Origin of the sequence: Klebsiella sp. I138, assembly GCF_051131765.1 — a bacterium.
Lineage (GTDB): Bacteria > Pseudomonadota > Gammaproteobacteria > Enterobacterales > Enterobacteriaceae > Klebsiella.
Genome location: NZ_CP180447.1, coordinates 2,920,014 through 2,937,380, shown reverse-complemented (window position 1 = coordinate 2,937,380; position 17,367 = coordinate 2,920,014). Strand labels below are relative to the sequence as shown.

Genomic DNA, 17,367 nt, shown 5'->3' with positions numbered 1-17,367 from the left:
CGTTGTGGCACAGGAATATACTGTTGAACAATTGAACCACGGCCGTAAAGTCTATGACTTTATGCGCTGGGACTACTGGGCTTTCGGCATTTCCGGTTTTCTGCTGATTGCCGCCATTATCGTGATGGGCGTGCGTGGGTTTAACTGGGGTCTGGATTTCACCGGCGGTACGGTGATTGAGATTACCCTCGAAAAACCAGCCGAACTGGACCAGATGCGTGAAGCGCTGCAGAAGGCGGGCTTTGCTGAGCCGCAGGTGCAGAACTTCGGTAGCAGCCGCGACATCATGGTGCGTATGCCGCCGGTACACGATACCAACGTCAGCCAGGAGCTGGGCAGCAAGGTCGTTAGCGTGATTAACGAATCGACCAGCCAGGATGCGACGGTTAAGCGTATCGAGTTCGTGGGGCCGAGCGTCGGGGCAGACCTTGCTCAAAGCGGTGCGATGGCGCTGCTGGCAGCGTTGATCTGTATCCTGGTGTACGTTGGTTTCCGCTTCGAGTGGCGTCTTGCCGCCGGGGTGGTCATCTCACTGGCGCACGATGTGATCATTACGATGGGAATCCTCTCGCTGTTCCATATCGAGATTGATTTGACCATCGTTGCCTCGCTGATGTCGGTTATCGGCTACTCGCTGAACGACAGCATCGTGGTATCTGACCGTATCCGTGAAAACTTCCGTAAGATCCGCCGCGGTACGCCGTACGAGATCTTCAACGTGTCGTTGACGCAGACGCTGCATCGTACCTTGATCACCTCCGGGACCACGTTGGTGGTGATCCTGATGCTGTATCTCTTTGGTGGCCCGGTTCTGGAAGGCTTCTCGCTGACCATGCTGATCGGTGTCTCCATCGGTACGGCTTCTTCTATCTACGTGGCGTCCGCACTGGCGCTGAAGCTGGGCATGAAGCGCGAGCATATGCTGCAGCAGAAAGTAGAAAAAGAAGGGGCGGATCAGCCGTCAATTCTGCCGTAAGTCCGGCGCGTTCAGATAAAGCAATCCCGGTCGCAAGGCCGGGATTTTTTTATTACAGCGCTGCCAAATTTCGCTACTCTCCACTCTTAGCGTTTAATGAGATGGAGATACCCCATGTCCGCCATAGCCCTTTCCACCGTTGCCCAACCGACCGTCTGGCACGATGTGCCTTCCGTTACGCTCAGTGATGAAACGCTACGCCAGCGCAAAGCAGCAGTGCTTGCGCAAATGCGCCAGCAGGGATACGACACGCTGATCGTTTATGCCGATAAAGAGCACGGCGGAAACTTCGAGTATCTCACCGGATTTATCCCCCGCTTTGAAGAAGCGCTGCTGGTATTGCATCGCGAAGGGGAGGCGGTGCTGGTGCTGGGGAATGAAAATCTCAAGCTGGCAGCCTTTTCTCGGCTGGAAAATCGGGTGATCCATGCGCCGTGGTTCTCGCTGCCGAATCAGCCAATGACCAATAAAAAGAGCCTGCCGCAGCTGCTGCATGACGCGGGTATCACCAGCGGGAAAACGCTGGGGCTGGTGGGCTGGAAGCTGTTTACCGGCAGCGCTGACGATAGGTCGCAGATGTTTGACCTGCCTGCCTTTATCGTTGACGCGATCCGCCAGGCCGCGGGACAGCAGGCGGTACTGGCTAATGCCACGGGGCTGTTTATCGCCCCGGACGGCGGAGTACGAACGGTAAACTCCGCCAATGAGCTGGCCCATTATGAATACGGTGCCAACCTGGCGTCGACGGCGATCCTCTCTGCGCTCAACGCGATTGCGCCGGGTAAAACGGAGAAGCAGATTGGCGCGCTGCTGGCCGCAGAAGGCCAGCCCAACAGCGTAGTGATGATTGCCGCTACCGGCGATCGCTTTGCCAATGCCAGCCTCTATCCTGGCGATAAGACTATTCGCCGCGGTGATAAATTTTCGCTGACTACCGGGTTTAAAGGTGGGCTGAGCAGCCGCGCTGCGTATGTGGTCAGCGATGAAACGGAGCTGGCGCCGGAGGTGGCGGACTATCTTGATGTGGTCGCGAAGCCCTATTTCCGGGCGGTGGTCAGCTGGCTGGAAAATCTGCGTATCGGTATGAGCGGCGGTGAGATGTACGCGCTAATCGAGCGAGTATTACCGAAAGCGGAATATCACTGGCACCTGAACCCCGGCCATCTGGTTGCCGACGAAGAGTGGCTGTGTTCGCCTATCGGGCCTGATTCCCGCGCCTGCATCCGCAGCGGCATGCTGCTGCAAATCGATATTATTCCCTCACGGGCGGGGTATGCCGGGGCCAGTATCGAAGATACCGTAGCGGTGGCGGACGAAGCCCTGCGTCAAGCGCTGGCGGAGAACTGGCCGGCGCTCTGGCAGCGCATCGTCACCCGGCGGGCCTACATTCGTGAACAGCTGGGGATTGCTTTGCCGCAGGAGGTCCTGCCATTGTCAAATACCGTGGGCTATTTACGCCCCTGGCTGCTTGATAACCAACGCGCGCTGGTTTGCACGATGTAGCCCACCAGGAACACTCCTGACAGTATGCTGTCAGGAGCCCTGCCATACACTCCTCCTGAACCCAAACAATGGACAGGAGGATGTATGAACAACGTAATTAACTGGTTTGAGATCCCGGTCGCGGATATGGATCGTGCCGTGGCGTTTTACGAGCCAGTGATGCAGGTGATGCTGAAACGGGAAAATATGGACTGTGCCGAAATGGCCGTATTCCCTTATCAGGATCCGGCTCCCGGCGGTGCGCTGGCAAAGTTTGACGGCGTAAAACCCTCCGATCAGGGATGCATTATCTATCTGCATACTGACAATCTGGCAGCCACACTCGATCGCGTCAGTAGCGCGGGGGGACGTTGCGTTTTTGGTCCGCTTGAGCTGGCAGATGATATCGGGACTATTGCCCTGTTTATCGATAGCGAAGGCAACCGGATCGGTCTGCATCAACCGAAGACCCCGTCCCGTTAATGTCTCGTTGCCAGCCGTTCTGAACCGGGGCCGGTGCTAAATAACAGAGGAAGACCATGAGCCGACGCGCCGACCGCTTATTTCAAATTGTGCAGATCCTGCGCGGCAGGCGGCTGACGACAGCCGCGCTGCTGGCGGAGCGGCTCGGCGTATCGGAGCGCACCATCTACCGGGATATCCGCGACCTGTCGCTTTCCGACGTGCCGGTGGAAGGCGAGGCCGGAAGCGGATATCGCCTGCTGGCGGGCTACACCTTGCCGCCTCTTATGCTGACGACCCAGGAGTCGGAAGCGCTGGTGGCCGCTATCCGGCTGCTGCAAACCTGGGGAGGCGAGTCGTTGTCCCAGGCCCTGGAATCGGCGCAGGAAAAGATGTTGGCGATTTTACCTGAAGAGAGCCGGCGTAAGGCCGAGCAATCGCGGCTGTTTGCACCGGATTTTGGCGTTCAGGGTTACAGCAAAGCGCAATTTGATTTGGTGCATCGGGCCGTGTCTGGTCAGCAGGTGCTGGCGCTGCACTATCGCGATGAATCGGGGAATGTGTCGCAGCGTGAAGTGCTGCCGCTGGGGCTTTTTTTCTGGGGCGAGCGCTGGCTACTGGTGAGCTGGTGCGAGCTCCGTGGCGATTACCGCTGTTTTCGTCTCGATCGCTGTCTGGAGGTGGCTGCCACCGGGCGCCATTTTAGCGAACGGGCAGACCGTTCATTGAGCGATTTCTTGCGTAAGGTGAAGTGCGAGGAGCGCTAAGGCTATGCAATCCCCGGCGTTGCCGCCGGGGAAAATCAGCTGCAATTAGAAATTGTAGCCGACAACAAAGTAACCACCCCAGCCGGTGGAGCGTACGCTGAAGTCGCCGTCGCCGAAGTTCAGCTTCGCGTCATCGGCCCACTGACCGCCGTTGTGCCAGTAACGGGCAACCACGGAGTAATGCCAGTGCGCATAGTTCAGCGCCAGGATGTGGCTGGAGGCGATGGAGTTGCTGGTACGCGCATGCTTACCGTTCATGTCGTAGAAGTTGTCATCGCCCAGATCGGAACCCCAGTCAAAGTTGGTGAAGCCGATGTAGCTCAGGGAGCCGCCCCACAGGTCGGTCAGCGGGACAAAGTATTTCACTTTGAAACGGTAGCCATCCCATTCGTTTTCGTTGGAAGCGCCATAGTTCTGCCACTGATATTTCGCATAGACGTTCAGGGACAGGCTCATCGGCAGGCCGGTATCAATATCGGTACCCAGACCCATATACCAGGTGCTCTGCTCCTGAGAATCGTTACGACCCATATCGTAGATATAGTTGTTCGCGAAATACCACTCTTTGAACGGGCCGAAGCTGAGATCGGTGTTGGTCAGCTTATCGATAGAGAAACGCGGTTCGATTTCCATAAATAGCGGGGAGCCGTTGTTCCAGATACCTTTTGCCGTGCTGTTGCCGCCAAAGAATACCGGTGCATCGATGTAGCCATAGAAATCAAACCAGTCTTTTTTAGCAAACGCTTCATATTCCAGGTAGGTATCGTTACGGATTTGCGGTCCAAAACGTGTGTGGTAGCTGCCCACCACGTTTACACTCTGGTGCCACCAATCAGACAGGTACTGCGGTTTGTCGTTTTCTGCCGCGCCAGCAGTGAACGATGTGGACAGCGCCAGTACGGCGCCTGCTGCCAGTAATGTTTTTTTCATAATGATGCCACTGTTTAAATTAAGCCAAAAGGCGTTAAGAAAGTTGCCGAAGCGTTTCTAAATATTTCGTATTTCTGTGGGGGTCTATTATAGAAATCATTGCTCACAAAAATACGTGTTGTTTCACATAACGTAAACATACGTAATCGATTGCGTTCACGATTCTATGCATTTCCTGACAGAATGCCACTGAAATTCATCCATACCGTCAATTTTTACTGAACTGTTTGGAAAAATTGTAAATGGATTTTTAGGGAGAGAACGCGGGTGTCAGCGACACCCGGCGCAGGGAATTATTGCGGGGTTGCAGGCTGGATATCGTGAATGCGCAGGAAGCCAAGCTTATCCGGCGTGATGCCGTTCAGACGTAACGGAATATCCACGTCGCTGGGCGCCAGAATGCTGGCGGGCGCGCTGATCAGCCGATCGTGCACGTTGACCTCCTGATAATTCTGCGTGGTACCGGTGATTTGCCCGTAGGCGACGGTGGCGCTAAATGCCGGCAGCGGATCGTTTGACTCTCCCTGAATGCGTAACGTCAGGCGGGTGCCGTCGGCATCAGCGGCGATATCACGCAGCGACATACGCAACGTACCGATCTGGCTCTCCAGACGCGCCGGGGTATTGGCGCCAGGCAAGAGGTAGACGCCGCTGCTGGATTTCACATTCAGGGCATTTTGTTGCGTAATCTTCACTGTCTGCTGATTAAGCTGAGTCATCTCTTTGCTCAGCGTACTCACGCTTTGATGCATCTGACGGACTTCACTTTGCTGAGCGCAGGCGCTGAGTGTAAAGAGGCTGGTCAGCACGGCCAGCTGCAAATAACGTCTTGTCATGACTGATGATTCCGTTAACAGGGGATAACTCATGGTAGATCGTCCAGGTTAATGAGCCATAGATCCTTTGTCTCAAAAGCTCTTTCTTTGTTGTCGGGTCACTTCGCGGTAAACTACCCGTCAGTTTAACTCTATGTCAGGACGCGCTATGCATTGCCCTTTCTGTTTCGCCGTAGATACCAAAGTGATCGACTCTCGTCTGGTGGGTGAGGGCTCTTCTGTGCGTCGTCGTCGGCAGTGCCTGGTTTGTAACGAACGTTTTACGACGTTTGAGGTGGCAGAGCTGGTGATGCCGCGTGTGGTTAAGAGCAACGACGTGCGTGAACCCTTCAATGAAGATAAGCTGCGCAGCGGGATGCTGAAAGCGCTGGAAAAACGCCCGGTCAGCGCTGACGATGTGGAAATGGCGCTTAACCATATCAAAACGCATTTGCGTGGCACCGGCGAGCGTGAAGTCCCGAGCAAGATGATTGGCAACCTGGTGATGGAGCAGCTGAAAAAGCTCGATAAAGTTGCCTATATCCGCTTTGCCTCTGTCTATCGCAGCTTTGAAGATATCAAAGAATTCGGCGAAGAGATCGCCCGCTTACAGGATTAAGCCATGCATGATGAAATGTACATGGCGCGAGCACTTAAGCTGGCGCAGCGCGGGCGTTTTACGACTCATCCCAATCCCAATGTCGGCTGTGTCATCGTCAAAGACGGGGAGATCGTCGGCGAAGGTTTTCACTATCGCGCGGGCGAACCGCATGCGGAAGTGCATGCGCTGCGTATGGCCGGCGAAAAAGCCCGGGGCGCTACCGCCTATGTGACGCTGGAACCCTGTAGCCATCACGGCCGCACGCCGCCGTGCTGCGAAGCACTGATTACCGCCGGCGTGACTCGCGTGGTGGCCGCCATGCAGGACCCCAACCCGCAGGTGGCGGGGCGCGGTCTGTATCGGCTACAGCAGGCCGGTATCGAAGTCAGCCATGGTCTGATGATGAGCGAAGCCGAAGCGCTGAACAAAGGCTTCCTCAAACGGATGCGCACCGGCTTCCCCTACATACAGCTAAAAATGGGCGCTTCACTGGACGGTCGAACGGCGATGGCCAGCGGTGAGAGTCAGTGGATTACGTCACCGCAGGCCCGGCGCGATGTGCAGCGTCTGCGCGCGCAGAGCCATGCAATCCTGACCAGCAGCGCTACCGTTCTGGCGGACGATCCGGCATTAACCGTACGCTGGGATGAGCTCGCCCCCGATATCCGCGCGCGTTATCCGCAAGAAAATCTGCGTCAGCCGCTGCGAATTGTGATCGACAGCCATAATCGCGTCACTCCTCAGCACCGCATTGTGCAGCAGGCGGGAGAGACGCTGTTTGCCCGGACGCAGGCCGATAGCCGCGAGTGGCCGGAAAACGTGCGCACGCTACAGGTGCCGGAACACAACGGCCATCTCGATCTGGTGTTATTGATGATGCAGCTTGGCAAGCAGCAGGTTAACAGTATTTGGGTAGAAGCGGGCCCGACGCTCGCCGGCGCGCTATTGCAGGCGGGGCTGGTGGACGAGCTTATCGTCTATATTGCGCCTAAACTGTTAGGCAGCGATGCGCGTGGGCTATGTGTGCTGCCGGGGCTTGAGAAACTGGCCGATGCCCCCCATTTCAAATTCAATGAGATACGCCAGGTCGGCCCTGATATTTGCCTGCATTTAGTGGGCGCATGATCTCCCTGAACGACAGGGAAAGCAGCATAGCTACGCGACATCTTTCAGGATGCGTCGAGGCGGCCAACGAGAGAATCCCCAGACGCTGACATTAGCAAGTGGCGAGGGGGAACAAGGGTCGCCAACACGGAGGCAGTTTGAAGGATGAAGTATATAAATTATTATGATAGAATCCGCCCCCCTTGCGGGGCCATATGAACCCGAAGGAAGAGTATGAACATTATTGAAGCTAACGTTGCTACCCCGGACGCTCGCGTCGCCATCACCATTGCGCGTTTCAACAACTTTATCAATGACAGCCTGCTGGAAGGTGCTATTGACGCACTCAAGCGCATCGGTCAGGTAAAAGATGAAAATATCACCGTTGTTTGGGTTCCAGGCGCGTATGAGCTGCCGCTGGCGGCTGGCGTACTGGCTAAAACCGGTAAATATGACGCAGTGATTGCTCTGGGTACGGTGATTCGTGGTGGTACCGCGCACTTTGAATACGTGGCTGGCGGAGCAAGCAATGGCCTCGCACATGTCGCGCAGGACAGCGAAATTCCGGTAGCCTTTGGTGTTCTGACGACTGAAAGCATTGAACAAGCCATCGAACGCGCTGGTACAAAAGCCGGTAACAAAGGCGCAGAAGCTGCGCTGACCGCGCTGGAAATGATTAACGTATTGAAAGCCATCAAGGCCTGATTTTTTTGTAAGGGGAATTCCGTGAAACCTGCTGCTCGTCGCCGCGCCCGTGAGTGTGCTGTCCAGGCGCTTTACTCCTGGCAGTTGTCCAAGAACGACATCGCCGATGTTGAATACCAGTTCCTGGCGGAACAGGATGTCAAAGATGTCGACGTTGTGTATTTCCGCGAACTGCTGACCGGAGTGGCGACTAACAGCGCATACCTCGACGGCCTGATGAAGCCGTATCTGTCCCGCCTGCTTGAAGAGCTGGGCCAGGTGGAAAAAGCGGTACTGCGCATTGCTCTGTTCGAGCTGTCAAAACGTGACGATGTACCGTACAAAGTTGCGATTAACGAAGCTATCGAACTGGCGAAAACTTTCGGCGCTGAAGATAGCCATAAGTTTGTTAACGGCGTGCTGGACAAAGCAGCCCCGGCAATTCGTCCCAACAAAAAGTAAACTCCAGGCCGGGTCTCGCGGAATATCATCTCCGCAAGGTCTGGCCTTATTCTTTTCTTTTGCTGAGGCATAACGTATGGCATGCGGCGAATTCTCCCTGATTGCCCGTTATTTTGATCGCGTAAAAAGCATGCGTCTCGATGTGGAAACCGGCATCGGCGACGACTGCGCTCTCCTGAACGTTCCTGAGAAAAAAACGCTGGCAATCAGCACCGACACCCTGGTGGCGGGCAACCATTTCTTACCTGATATCGATCCTGCCGACCTCGCCTACAAGGCGCTGGCGGTCAATCTGAGCGACCTCGCTGCGATGGGCGCCGAACCGGCGTGGCTGACGCTGGCGCTGACCTTACCGCAAGCGGATGAAGCGTGGCTGGCGTCGTTCAGCGACAGCCTGTTCATGCAGCTCAACTATTACGATATGCAGCTGATCGGCGGTGATACGACCCGCGGTCCGCTGTCGATGACCCTGGGGATTCACGGGTTTGTTCCGCCAGGGCGCGCTCTGAAGCGTTCCGGGGCGAAACCCGGCGACTGGATTTATGTCACCGGCACGCCCGGCGACAGCGCCGCAGGATTGGCTATTTTGCAGGATCGTCTGGTGGTAGAGTCAGCTGCCGACGCCGACTATCTGTTGGCGCGCCATCTGCGTCCGATGCCGCGTGTGCTGCAGGGGCAGGCGCTGCGCGATCTGGCTAGCTCGGCCATCGATCTTTCCGACGGGCTGATCTCCGATCTGGGCCATATTCTGAAGGCCAGCGGCTGCGGTGCGCGTATCGATCTCGATGCGATGCCGCTGTCTGATGCAATGCTGCGCCAGGTTGAGACGGAGCAGGCACTGCGCTGGGCGCTGTCTGGCGGTGAAGACTACGAACTGTGCTTTACCGTGCCGGAACTTAACCGCGGCGCGCTTGATGTGGCTATCGGCCAGCTCGGCGCGCGCTTTACCTGCATCGGGCAGGTCTGTGCCGAGGCGGATGGTTTGCAGCTTATGCAGTCCGGTAAGCCGGTTCAGCTGGATTTACAGGGGTACGATCACTTTGGTGCGTAGTAAAGATGTGGCAAAAAGCCGCCTGAATATGCGCAATCCGTGGCATTTGCTGGCGACCGGCTTTGGTAGTGGATTGAGCCCCGTCGTGCCCGGCACGATGGGATCGCTGGCAGCGATTCCGTTCTGGTATCTGTTGACCTTTCTCCCCTGGCAGCTCTATTCGCTGGCGGTGATGATGGGCATCTGTATCGGGGTGTATATTTGCCACCGTACGGCGAAAGATATGGGGACCCACGACCACGGCAGCATCGTCTGGGACGAGTTTGTCGGCATGTGGATAACCCTGATGGCGCTGCCGACGCTCGACTGGCAATGGGTGGCCGCCGGGTTTGTGATCTTCCGTATTTTTGATATGTGGAAGCCGTGGCCAATTCGCTGGTTTGACCGCAATATCCACGGCGGCATGGGGATCATGGTCGATGATATCGTCGCCGGGGTGATTTCCGCAGGCGTGCTGTATCTGATGGGTCACCACTGGCCGATCGGCCTTTTCTAAGTATCCTCTCCGGTGAGCGTCTTCGCCCGGGCGTGAGGCCCGGGCGACATGCTATTTAAAACCGACAATCGGGTGCGGTTTATACGGCGCTTCCAGCTTTTCAATCTGCCCGGGCGTCAGCGTTAAATCCACCGCGCCAAGCAGGTCGTCGAGCTGCTCCTGTCTTGAGGCTCCGACGATCGGGGCGGCGACGCCGGGTTTGCTCAGCAGCCAGGCCAGCGCGACCTGTGCGCGATTGACGCCGAGCTCTTCCGCCACTTCAGCAAGGTTCTGCGCAATTTGCTCATCGTTTTCATCGGTGGCGCTGTAGAGCGATTTACCAAACTCATCAGAGACCAGACGCGCGGTCGTTTCGCCCCATGGGCGGGTGAGGCGGCCACGTGCCAGCGGACTCCATGGAATGACCGACACACCCGCACGATGGCACAGCGGCAGCATTTCGTTCTCTTCCTCGCGGTAGATCAGGTTGTAATGATCCTGCATGGTGACAAAGCGCGCCCAGCCGTTGCTTTCCTGCAGCTGCAGCGCCTGTGCAAACTGCCGGGCGTGCATCGATGATGCGCCGATATAGCGCGCTTTGCCCGCTTTAACGACTTCATTCAGCGCTTCCAGCGTTTCTTCAATCGGCGTGGTGTAATCCCAACGGTGGATCTGTAGCAGGTCAACATACTCCATCCCCAGCCGCTTCAGGCTATCGTCGATGGAACGTAAGATTTGTGCACGCGAAAGGCCTTCCGGCAGATCGCCGACCTGGTGATAGACCTTCGTTGCTACTACCACCTCGTCGCGGCGGGCAAAATCGCGCAGCGCGCGGCCAACAATCTCTTCGCTGCTGCCGTCAGAGTAGCTGTTTGCGGTATCGAAGAAGTTAATACCGCCCTCCAGCGCGCGCTGAATCAGCGGGCGGCTGCTGTCTTCGGGGAGGGTCCAGGCGTGTTTACCCCGATCTGGCTCACCAAAGGTCATACAGCCGAGACAAAGTCGGGAAACCCGCAGGTGGGTTGCTTCAGGTGTGATGTATTGCATGAACGGCTCCTGCTATGAGCATAAAGGGTATCCTTTAAGCATAGCAGGCGCCGTTAGCGGAGAGGACTCAGGCCAGCCAGGCCGTGATTTTAGCTTCAATACCGGCGGCATCAAGCCCGAGGTCGGCGCGGACTTCTTCCTGTGTCCCCTGGGGAATAAAGAAGTCCGGCAGGCCGATATTCAGCACCGGAACCGCGCGGCGACGGGCCATCAGCAGCTCATTCACACCGCTGCCTGCGCCGCCCATAATGGCGTTCTCTTCGAGAGTCACCAGCACATCGTGTTCGCTGGCAAGCTGCAAAATCAGGGCATCATCAAGCGGCTTCACAAAGCGCATATCGACCAGCGTGGCGTTGAGCTTGTCGGCAACCTGCGCCGCCTCCGGCAGCAGAGTACCGAAGTTGAGAATAGCCACTTTTTCGCCGGTGCGTTTCACCACGCCTTTACCGATCGGTAGCGAAGCCAGCGGCTCCAGCGCAGCGCCGGTGCCGGTGCCGCGAGGGTAGCGAACTGCGCTCGGCCCTTCATTGTAGTGATAGCCGGTGTAAAGCATCTGGCGGCACTCGTTCTCATCGCTTGGCGTCATGATCACCATTTCCGGGATGCAGCGCAGGAAGGAGAGATCGAATGCGCCCTGGTGCGTCTGCCCGTCAGCGCCAACGATACCCGCGCGGTCGATAGCAAATAGCACCGGTAGCTTCTGAATGGCGACATCGTGAATTACCTGATCGTAAGCGCGCTGCAGGAAGGTCGAATAAATCGCTACCACCGGCTTATAGTCACCGATTGCCAGACCGGCGGCGAACGTCACCGCATGCTGTTCCGCAATCGCCACATCGAAATACTGGTCAGGATATTTCTTCGAAAAGTCGACCATGCCTGAACCTTCGCGCATCGCTGGCGTAACGGCCATCAGCTTGCTGTCTTTTGCTGCGGTTTCGCACAGCCAGTCGCCAAAAATTTTCGAATAAGAAGGCAGGCCGCCGCTGCTTTTTGGCAGGACGCCGCTGGTGTGGTCAAACTTCGGCACCGCGTGGAAGGTAATCGGGTCTTTTTCCGCGGGCTCATAGCCACGACCCTTTTTGGTCATAATATGCAGGAACTGCGGCCCTTTCAGGTCGCGCATATTTTTCAGAGTATTGACCAGACCGAGCACGTCGTGACCGTCAACCGGGCCGATATAGTTAAAGCCCAGCTCTTCAAACAGGGTTCCGGGAACGACCATCCCTTTGAGATGTTCTTCGGTGCGTTTGAGCAGCTCTTTAATCGGCGGCACGCCGGAGAAGACTTTCTTGCCGCCTTCGCGCAGGGATGAGTACAGCTTGCCGGAGAGCAGCTGCGCCAGATGGTTGTTCAGCGCGCCGACGTTCTCTGAGATCGACATTTCGTTGTCATTCAGTACCACCAGCAGGTCGGGTTTGATATCGCCAGCATGGTTCATGGCCTCAAACGCCATGCCCGCCGTAATGGCGCCATCGCCGATGACGCACACCGCGCGCCGCTGCTTGTCTTCTTTCGCAGCGGCAATCGCCACCCCGATGCCAGCAGAAATAGACGTTGATGAGTGGCCGACGCTCAGGACGTCATATTCGCTCTCACCGCGCCACGGGAACGGATGTAGACCGCCTTTCTGACGAATGGTACCGATTTTATCGCGGCGCCCGGTCAGAATTTTATGCGGATAGGCCTGGTGGCCCACGTCCCAGATTAAACGGTCAAAAGGCGTGTTATAGACATAGTGAAGCGCCACGGTCAATTCGACCGTGCCGAGGCCGGAGGCAAAATGCCCGCTGGAACGGCTGACGCTGTCCAGCAGGTAACGCCGCAGTTCGTCGCACAGTTTCGGCAGGCTATCTTTCGGCAACAAACGCAACTCCTGGGTGGAATCCACCAGCGCCAGGGTCGGGTATTTGGCAATATCAAAACTCATCAGAGACTCTTATTGTTTATTTATCGCGCTGAATTATGTAATTCGCGAGCGCTTCCAGTGCCGTAGTATCCAGAGATTGCGCGGCCAGTTCGTTGAGCGACTGACGGGCGTCTTCAATCAGGTCATGCGCTTTTTTGCGAGCTTGCTCAAGTCCCAGAAGCGCAGGATAAGTGCTTTTGCCTAACTGCTGGTCGGCGCCCTGACGTTTGCCAAGGGTCGCAGTATCCCCTACCACGTCAAGAATGTCATCCTGGACCTGGAAGGCAAGACCGATATTCTGCGCAAAGCGATCGAGCGCCGGCAGGGCCGCCCGGCCGCGTTCGCCCGCGCTCAACGCGCCCATGCGCACCGCTGCGGATATCAGCGCGCCGGTTTTATGGCGATGAATACGCTCCAGCGCCTGCAGGTCAACCTGATGACCTTCGGCTTCAAGATCCAGCGCCTGCCCACCGCACATTCCGGCGACGCCGCTGGCGTGAGCCAGCGTCGAAACCATGGCCAGTCGATCGCTGTCCGGTACTTCAGGCATCGGCGCATCACTCAGTATAGAAAATGCCAGCGTTTGTAGAGCATCTCCGGCAAGAATTGCGTTCGCTTCGCCAAATTTAATGTGGCAGGTCGGCAAACCACGACGCAGGTCGTCGTCATCCATGGCGGGCAGATCGTCATGCATCAGAGAATAAGCATGGATGCATTCGACGGCGGCGGCCGGGGCATCCAGCGTTGTACGGCTAACGCCGAACATGTCGCCGGTGGCATAAACCAGGAACGGGCGCAGGCGTTTGCCGCCTAATAATGCGCCGTACTGCATGGCTTCAACCAGTGGAGTGTTCTGAAAAGGCAGCGGAGCGAGGAAACGGCGTAGCGCGTCGTTGGCCTGCTCAACACAAGTGTGTAGTTGTTGCGAGAAGTCCATTTATTCAGCGTCCGGTGTAAAAGGCGTCAGCGGGCTATCCTCGCTGTCGGCCAGCAGAATCTGAACGCGCTGCTCGGCCTGTTGCAGCCTGGCCTGACCCTGGCGCGCGAGCTGCACGCCGCGCTCAAATTCGCTGAGCGCCTCTTCTAACGGCAGCGCACCGCTTTCCAGACGATTAACAATCTGCTCCAGCTCGCCCAGGGCGGTTTCAAAGCTGGCCGGGGTCTCATTTTTCTTTGGCATAGTGAATATAGACTCTTGTAATGTCGCGACACCAATATGGTAACGAAGTCACGTGGTTAAGCAAATATACACGTTATCCTTTCGTGGAATCGTTGCCGAAAGCGTGCAAACTGGCGGCTGGCAAGTTTGTTTTGCCCCCGTCGGGCCGGTGCATCCTGAAGGATTTTAGGTAAAACGCGCAATGCGAGGCGCAATGTAATCAATGGTGATATACTGCGCTCCCTGGATGCAGGCACCGCGGTGCACTGCAGTACAACTTTTGCTTAAAGCCCCGTCGGGCTTGCCAACGAACTATTGTCGCCATGAAGTTTATCATTAAATTGTTCCCGGAAATCACCATCAAAAGCCAATCCGTGAGATTGCGCTTCATTAAGATCTTAACCGGGAACATTCGTAACGTTCTCAAAAACTATGATGAGACGCTTGCCGTCGTGCGTCATTGGGATCATATCGAAGTTCGCGCGAAAGACGAAAATCAGCGTCCGGCTATTCGCGATGCGCTGACCCGAATTCCCGGTATCCACCATATTCTGGAAGTCGAAGACGTTCCGTTTACTTCGCTGCACGATATTTTTGAGAAAACGCTGCCGCTGTGGCGTGAAGCGCTGGAAGGCAAGACTTTCTGCGTGCGCGTAAAACGTCGCGGTAAGCATGAGTTTACCTCTATCGAAGTGGAACGCTACGTCGGTGGTGGTCTGAACCAGCACATTGAAACGGCGCGCGTGAAGCTGACAAACCCGGACATTACGGTCAATCTGGAAATTGAAAACGATCGCCTGCTGCTGGTTAAAGGGCGCTATGAAGGCATCGGCGGTTTCCCGATTGGGACGCAGGAAGACGTGCTGTCGCTGATTTCCGGCGGCTTCGATTCCGGCGTATCCAGCTACATGCTGATGCGTCGCGGTTGCCGCGTGCACTACTGCTTCTTTAATCTGGGCGGCGCCGCGCATGAAATTGGCGTTCGTCAGGTGGCGCACTACCTGTGGAACCGCTTCGGCAGCTCGCACCGCGTCCGCTTCGTGGCAATTAACTTCGAGCCGGTAGTGGGGGAGATCCTCGAAAAAGTTGACGATGGCCAGATGGGCGTTGTGCTCAAGCGCATGATGGTTCGCGCGGCATCGCAAGTGGCCGAGCGCTACGGCGTACAGGCGCTGGTGACCGGCGAAGCGCTGGGCCAGGTATCCAGCCAGACCTTGACCAACCTGCGTCTGATCGACAATGTCTCCGACACGCTGATTCTGCGTCCGCTGATTTCGCACGATAAAGAGCACATCATTAACCTGGCCCGTGAAATCGGTACCGAAGATTTTGCCCGCACCATGCCGGAATATTGCGGCGTGATTTCGAAGAGCCCGACCGTGAAAGCGGTGAAGGCGAAGATTGAGGCCGAAGAAGAAAACTTCGACTTTAGCATCCTCGATAAAGTGGTGGCGGAAGCGAATAACGTGGATATCCGCGATATCGCTCAGCAGACCCAGCAGGACGTGGTTGAAGTTGAAACCGTGACCGGGTTTGGTCCGAATGAAGCCATTCTGGATATTCGTTCCGTCGACGAGCAGGATGAAAAGCCGCTGAAGATCGAAGGCGTAGAGGTCGTGTCGCTGCCGTTCTACAAGCTGAGCACCCAGTTCGGCAATCTCGACCAGAGTAAAACCTGGCTGCTGTGGTGCGAACGTGGCGTGATGAGCCGCCTGCAAGCGCTGTACCTGCGTGAACAGGGCTTTGAGAACGTGAAGGTTTATCGTCCGTAAATCGCGAAGATAAAAGTAACCCGGATAGCGGCAATCTGGCCTTATCCGGGCGACTTTATCGGCAAATCAGGCTTCGTAGTAGTTATAAATCCCCGCCGCCATCACCAACTGTGACGCGACCTCATGGGCTTTTTCACGCCCGACCAGTAAATCGATCATTTTGAGCGCAAAATCAATCGACGTTCCCGGCCCCTGGCTGGTGAGCAAGTTGACCCGTGGGTCCCACACGACGCGTTTATCCTGCCACTGTTCTTCAGGAATGCGATCCTTAAGAGCCGGAAAACCGGTCATATTGCCAATGGGGAAAAGGTTATGCGGGACCAGCACGGTCGCGGCGGCTGCGCAGATAGCGGCCACAATACGCCCGGAAAGATGAAACTGGCGGACCGTTTCCACCAGAAGCGGGCTGTCGCGGAAGTACTCAGCGCCTTTTATCCCGCCCGGAAGAACGATAATGTCATAATCGCCGTCGGCGACCTCTACCAGCGGAGCATCCGCCAGCAGCTTGACGCCGCGCGAGCAGACGATGGTCAGACTGCCGTCGCTGGCCACGCTGGCGGCGGTGACCTGCACGCCGCCGCGAACCAGTAAATCCATTGTGGTGACCGCTTCGGTCTCTTCGCTACCAGGGGCGAGGCAAATCAGTGCCGACGCGCTCATATTCATTCTCCTTACGCTTTACCAGTTCAAACAGACGGGCGTTTTCCGGTACGGCAAGGCCATGAGTGCGGGCGCGCTTGAGCAGAAAACCGGTGATGTAGTCGATTTCCGTATGCCGTTGTGCGCGGATATCCTGCAACATCGAGGAGATATTTTCTGCCGTACTTTCAATTACCTGATGAACATAAAATAACAGGTTTTCCGGCGAAGTATGAATACCTTCGCGCTCCATGACCGAGGCAACCTCACGGCAAATGGCATCAACTTCCTGCGGACAGGCGCGTAAATCGCCATTGCGGCAATCTTTCAGCGCCGTCAGCGGGTTAATCACGCAGTTGACCGCCAGCTTGCTCCAGGTTGCCGGGTAGATATTATTGTGCCAGGCGACGTCCGGCAGGACGCTTTGCAGAATATCGGCAAGATAGCTGTAATCCTGCGGATAGCTCTTCGCCGGGCCAATATGGGTGGTGCCGTTGGCGACGTGAACAATCACGTTGCCGTCGCGGCGCGCGGCCTGAGTGGTGGAGGCCAGCAGCAGCGGCTGCTGCACGCCTTTGAGCTCATCGACGGTCCCCATCCCGTTATGGATAAGCAGGATGGGCGACGAAGCGGGAAGGGTTGGCGCCAGGTTTTTTACCGCAGTGGAGACCTGCCAGGCTTTTAACGTCACCAGCAGCAGGTCGCTACTGGCAAGAAAATCAGGATCGTTGGCGGTTAATGACTCATTAAAAATCGTTCCGTCCGTCTCAATCAGATTGACGCTACAAAAGGGCTGCGGGACGCGTAACCAGCCCTGAACGTCATGTCCGTGTTTGCATAACGCGGTTAGCCACAGCTGCCCAAGCGCACCGCATCCAAGTACGGTTACTTTCATTCTTCCTCCTCACCTGCGACACCCCCAGGCATTTATAGCTAAAGTATATACTCGTTGTGCTTCCGGCCGCAGCCCACACGTCTGCGGTTTTGCCTCCATTGAGTATCAGAACATCGGCCATGCCTGCGGGATAACCA

General features: G+C 56.5%; 19 protein-coding genes. 11 read left to right on the top strand and 8 right to left on the bottom strand.

The window, feature by feature from the left end; translation table 11 throughout:
* Positions 1–4 precede the first annotated feature (4 nt).
* The 4 genes from secF (at position 5) to ACMYSK_RS13695 (ending at position 3,687) form a co-directional block, all read left to right on the top strand.
* Positions 5–976, top strand: coding sequence for a protein translocase subunit SecF (gene secF / locus ACMYSK_RS13710; protein ID WP_434636058.1), 972 nt, complete (start codon positions 5–7; stop codon positions 974–976).
* 114 nt (positions 977–1,090) lie between these two features.
* On the top strand, positions 1,091–2,479 hold the full coding sequence (locus ACMYSK_RS13705; protein ID WP_434636057.1) for a M24 family metallopeptidase: 1,389 nt from the start codon (positions 1,091–1,093) through the stop codon (positions 2,477–2,479).
* A gap of 84 nt (positions 2,480–2,563) precedes the next feature.
* The gene (locus tag ACMYSK_RS13700; RefSeq protein WP_434636055.1) at positions 2,564–2,941 is read left to right on the top strand and encodes a VOC family protein; all 378 of its coding nucleotides are present in this window, start codon (positions 2,564–2,566) and stop codon (positions 2,939–2,941) included.
* A 56-nt stretch (positions 2,942–2,997) separates the two neighbouring features.
* Positions 2,998–3,687, top strand: a complete 690-nt coding sequence (locus tag ACMYSK_RS13695) for a helix-turn-helix transcriptional regulator (RefSeq protein WP_434636053.1) — start codon at positions 2,998–3,000, stop codon at positions 3,685–3,687.
* A gap of 45 nt (positions 3,688–3,732) precedes the next feature.
* Here the strand turns inward: ACMYSK_RS13695 and ACMYSK_RS13690 are convergent, their stop codons facing one another.
* Both ACMYSK_RS13690 and ACMYSK_RS13685 read right to left on the bottom strand, forming a co-directional pair.
* On the bottom strand, positions 3,733–4,617 hold the full coding sequence (locus ACMYSK_RS13690; protein ID WP_434636052.1) for a nucleoside-specific channel-forming protein Tsx: 885 nt from the start codon (positions 4,615–4,617) through the stop codon (positions 3,733–3,735).
* Positions 4,618–4,910: 293 nt separating this feature from the next.
* Positions 4,911–5,453, bottom strand: coding sequence for a DUF3251 domain-containing protein (locus ACMYSK_RS13685; protein ID WP_434636051.1), 543 nt, complete (start codon positions 5,451–5,453; stop codon positions 4,911–4,913).
* A 148-nt stretch (positions 5,454–5,601) separates the two neighbouring features.
* Here ACMYSK_RS13685 and nrdR point away from each other — a divergent pair, with 148 nt between their 5' ends.
* The 6 genes from nrdR (at position 5,602) to pgpA (ending at position 9,830) form a co-directional block, all read left to right on the top strand.
* Complete coding sequence (gene nrdR / locus ACMYSK_RS13680; RefSeq protein WP_004858609.1) at positions 5,602–6,051, top strand: transcriptional regulator NrdR; 450 nt, start codon at positions 5,602–5,604, stop codon at positions 6,049–6,051.
* Between the two features lie 3 nt (positions 6,052–6,054).
* Entirely contained in the window at positions 6,055–7,158 is a 1,104-nt protein-coding gene (gene ribD / locus ACMYSK_RS13675) for a bifunctional diaminohydroxyphosphoribosylaminopyrimidine deaminase/5-amino-6-(5-phosphoribosylamino)uracil reductase RibD (protein WP_434636050.1), read from the top strand.
* Positions 7,159–7,371: 213 nt separating this feature from the next.
* A complete protein-coding gene (ribH, locus tag ACMYSK_RS13670; protein WP_004858618.1) occupies positions 7,372–7,842 on the top strand; it encodes a 6,7-dimethyl-8-ribityllumazine synthase in 471 nt (156 codons plus the stop codon).
* Positions 7,843–7,863: 21 nt separating this feature from the next.
* Entirely contained in the window at positions 7,864–8,283 is a 420-nt protein-coding gene (nusB, locus tag ACMYSK_RS13665) for a transcription antitermination factor NusB (RefSeq protein WP_434636049.1), read from the top strand.
* Positions 8,284–8,359: 76 nt separating this feature from the next.
* Positions 8,360–9,334 carry a thiamine-phosphate kinase gene (gene thiL / locus ACMYSK_RS13660; RefSeq protein ID WP_434636048.1) on the top strand — a complete coding sequence of 325 codons (975 nt, stop codon included), beginning with the start codon at positions 8,360–8,362 and terminating at the stop codon, positions 9,332–9,334.
* A gap of 28 nt (positions 9,335–9,362) precedes the next feature.
* A complete protein-coding gene (gene pgpA / locus ACMYSK_RS13655) occupies positions 9,363–9,830 on the top strand; it encodes a phosphatidylglycerophosphatase A (RefSeq protein ID WP_434644103.1) in 468 nt (155 codons plus the stop codon).
* Between the two features lie 51 nt (positions 9,831–9,881).
* Here pgpA and ACMYSK_RS13650 read toward each other — a convergent pair whose 3' ends face one another.
* The 4 genes from ACMYSK_RS13650 to xseB form a co-directional block, all read right to left on the bottom strand.
* The gene (locus tag ACMYSK_RS13650) at positions 9,882–10,856 is read right to left on the bottom strand and encodes an aldo/keto reductase (protein ID WP_434636047.1); all 975 of its coding nucleotides are present in this window, start codon (positions 10,854–10,856) and stop codon (positions 9,882–9,884) included.
* A gap of 67 nt (positions 10,857–10,923) precedes the next feature.
* The gene (gene dxs / locus ACMYSK_RS13645; protein WP_434636046.1) at positions 10,924–12,786 is read right to left on the bottom strand and encodes a 1-deoxy-D-xylulose-5-phosphate synthase; all 1,863 of its coding nucleotides are present in this window, start codon (positions 12,784–12,786) and stop codon (positions 10,924–10,926) included.
* A gap of 16 nt (positions 12,787–12,802) precedes the next feature.
* Positions 12,803–13,702, bottom strand: a complete 900-nt coding sequence (gene ispA, locus ACMYSK_RS13640; protein WP_434636045.1) for a (2E,6E)-farnesyl diphosphate synthase — start codon at positions 13,700–13,702, stop codon at positions 12,803–12,805.
* Positions 13,703–13,945, bottom strand: a complete 243-nt coding sequence (gene xseB / locus ACMYSK_RS13635; protein ID WP_434636044.1) for an exodeoxyribonuclease VII small subunit — start codon at positions 13,943–13,945, stop codon at positions 13,703–13,705. It lies immediately after the preceding gene.
* A 302-nt stretch (positions 13,946–14,247) separates the two neighbouring features.
* Between xseB and thiI the strand changes: the two genes are divergently transcribed.
* Positions 14,248–15,696: a tRNA uracil 4-sulfurtransferase ThiI gene (gene thiI, locus ACMYSK_RS13630; RefSeq protein WP_434636043.1), complete on the top strand. Its 1,449-nt coding sequence runs from the start codon at positions 14,248–14,250 to the stop codon at positions 15,694–15,696.
* A gap of 66 nt (positions 15,697–15,762) precedes the next feature.
* Here the strand turns inward: thiI and yajL are convergent, their stop codons facing one another.
* Both yajL and panE read right to left on the bottom strand, forming a co-directional pair.
* The gene (gene yajL, locus ACMYSK_RS13625; RefSeq protein WP_434636041.1) at positions 15,763–16,356 is read right to left on the bottom strand and encodes a protein deglycase YajL; all 594 of its coding nucleotides are present in this window, start codon (positions 16,354–16,356) and stop codon (positions 15,763–15,765) included.
* Positions 16,319–17,230 (bottom strand): 2-dehydropantoate 2-reductase, encoded by a 912-nt coding sequence (panE, locus tag ACMYSK_RS13620; protein ID WP_434636040.1) that lies wholly within the window; start codon positions 17,228–17,230, stop codon positions 16,319–16,321. Before panE ends, yajL begins: the two co-directional genes overlap by 38 nt.
* Between the last annotated feature and the right edge of the window lie 137 nt (positions 17,231–17,367).

Excerpts from the sequence above, each read along its gene's own strand:
- ACMYSK_RS13705 (WP_434636057.1), top strand. The coding sequence starts at position 1,091 with ATGTCCGCCATAGCCCTTTCCACCGTTGCCCAACCGACCGTCTGGCAC.
- ACMYSK_RS13700 (WP_434636055.1), top strand. The coding sequence starts at position 2,564 with ATGAACAACGTAATTAACTGGTTTGAGATCCCGGTCGCGGATATGGAT.
- ACMYSK_RS13695 (WP_434636053.1), top strand. The coding sequence starts at position 2,998 with ATGAGCCGACGCGCCGACCGCTTATTTCAAATTGTGCAGATCCTGCGC.
- ACMYSK_RS13690 (WP_434636052.1), bottom strand. The coding sequence starts at position 4,617 with ATGAAAAAAACATTACTGGCAGCAGGCGCCGTACTGGCGCTGTCCACA.
- ACMYSK_RS13685 (WP_434636051.1), bottom strand. The coding sequence starts at position 5,453 with ATGACAAGACGTTATTTGCAGCTGGCCGTGCTGACCAGCCTCTTTACA.
- nrdR (WP_004858609.1), top strand. The coding sequence starts at position 5,602 with ATGCATTGCCCTTTCTGTTTCGCCGTAGATACCAAAGTGATCGACTCT.
- ribD (WP_434636050.1), top strand. The coding sequence starts at position 6,055 with ATGCATGATGAAATGTACATGGCGCGAGCACTTAAGCTGGCGCAGCGC.
- ribH (WP_004858618.1), top strand. The coding sequence starts at position 7,372 with ATGAACATTATTGAAGCTAACGTTGCTACCCCGGACGCTCGCGTCGCC.
- thiL (WP_434636048.1), top strand. The coding sequence starts at position 8,360 with ATGGCATGCGGCGAATTCTCCCTGATTGCCCGTTATTTTGATCGCGTA.
- pgpA (WP_434644103.1), top strand. The coding sequence starts at position 9,363 with ATGCGCAATCCGTGGCATTTGCTGGCGACCGGCTTTGGTAGTGGATTG.
- ACMYSK_RS13650 (WP_434636047.1), bottom strand. The coding sequence starts at position 10,856 with ATGCAATACATCACACCTGAAGCAACCCACCTGCGGGTTTCCCGACTT.
- dxs (WP_434636046.1), bottom strand. The coding sequence starts at position 12,786 with ATGAGTTTTGATATTGCCAAATACCCGACCCTGGCGCTGGTGGATTCC.
- ispA (WP_434636045.1), bottom strand. The coding sequence starts at position 13,702 with ATGGACTTCTCGCAACAACTACACACTTGTGTTGAGCAGGCCAACGAC.
- xseB (WP_434636044.1), bottom strand. The coding sequence starts at position 13,945 with ATGCCAAAGAAAAATGAGACCCCGGCCAGCTTTGAAACCGCCCTGGGC.
- thiI (WP_434636043.1), top strand. The coding sequence starts at position 14,248 with ATGAAGTTTATCATTAAATTGTTCCCGGAAATCACCATCAAAAGCCAA.
- yajL (WP_434636041.1), bottom strand. The coding sequence starts at position 16,356 with ATGAGCGCGTCGGCACTGATTTGCCTCGCCCCTGGTAGCGAAGAGACC.
- panE (WP_434636040.1), bottom strand. The coding sequence starts at position 17,230 with ATGAAAGTAACCGTACTTGGATGCGGTGCGCTTGGGCAGCTGTGGCTA.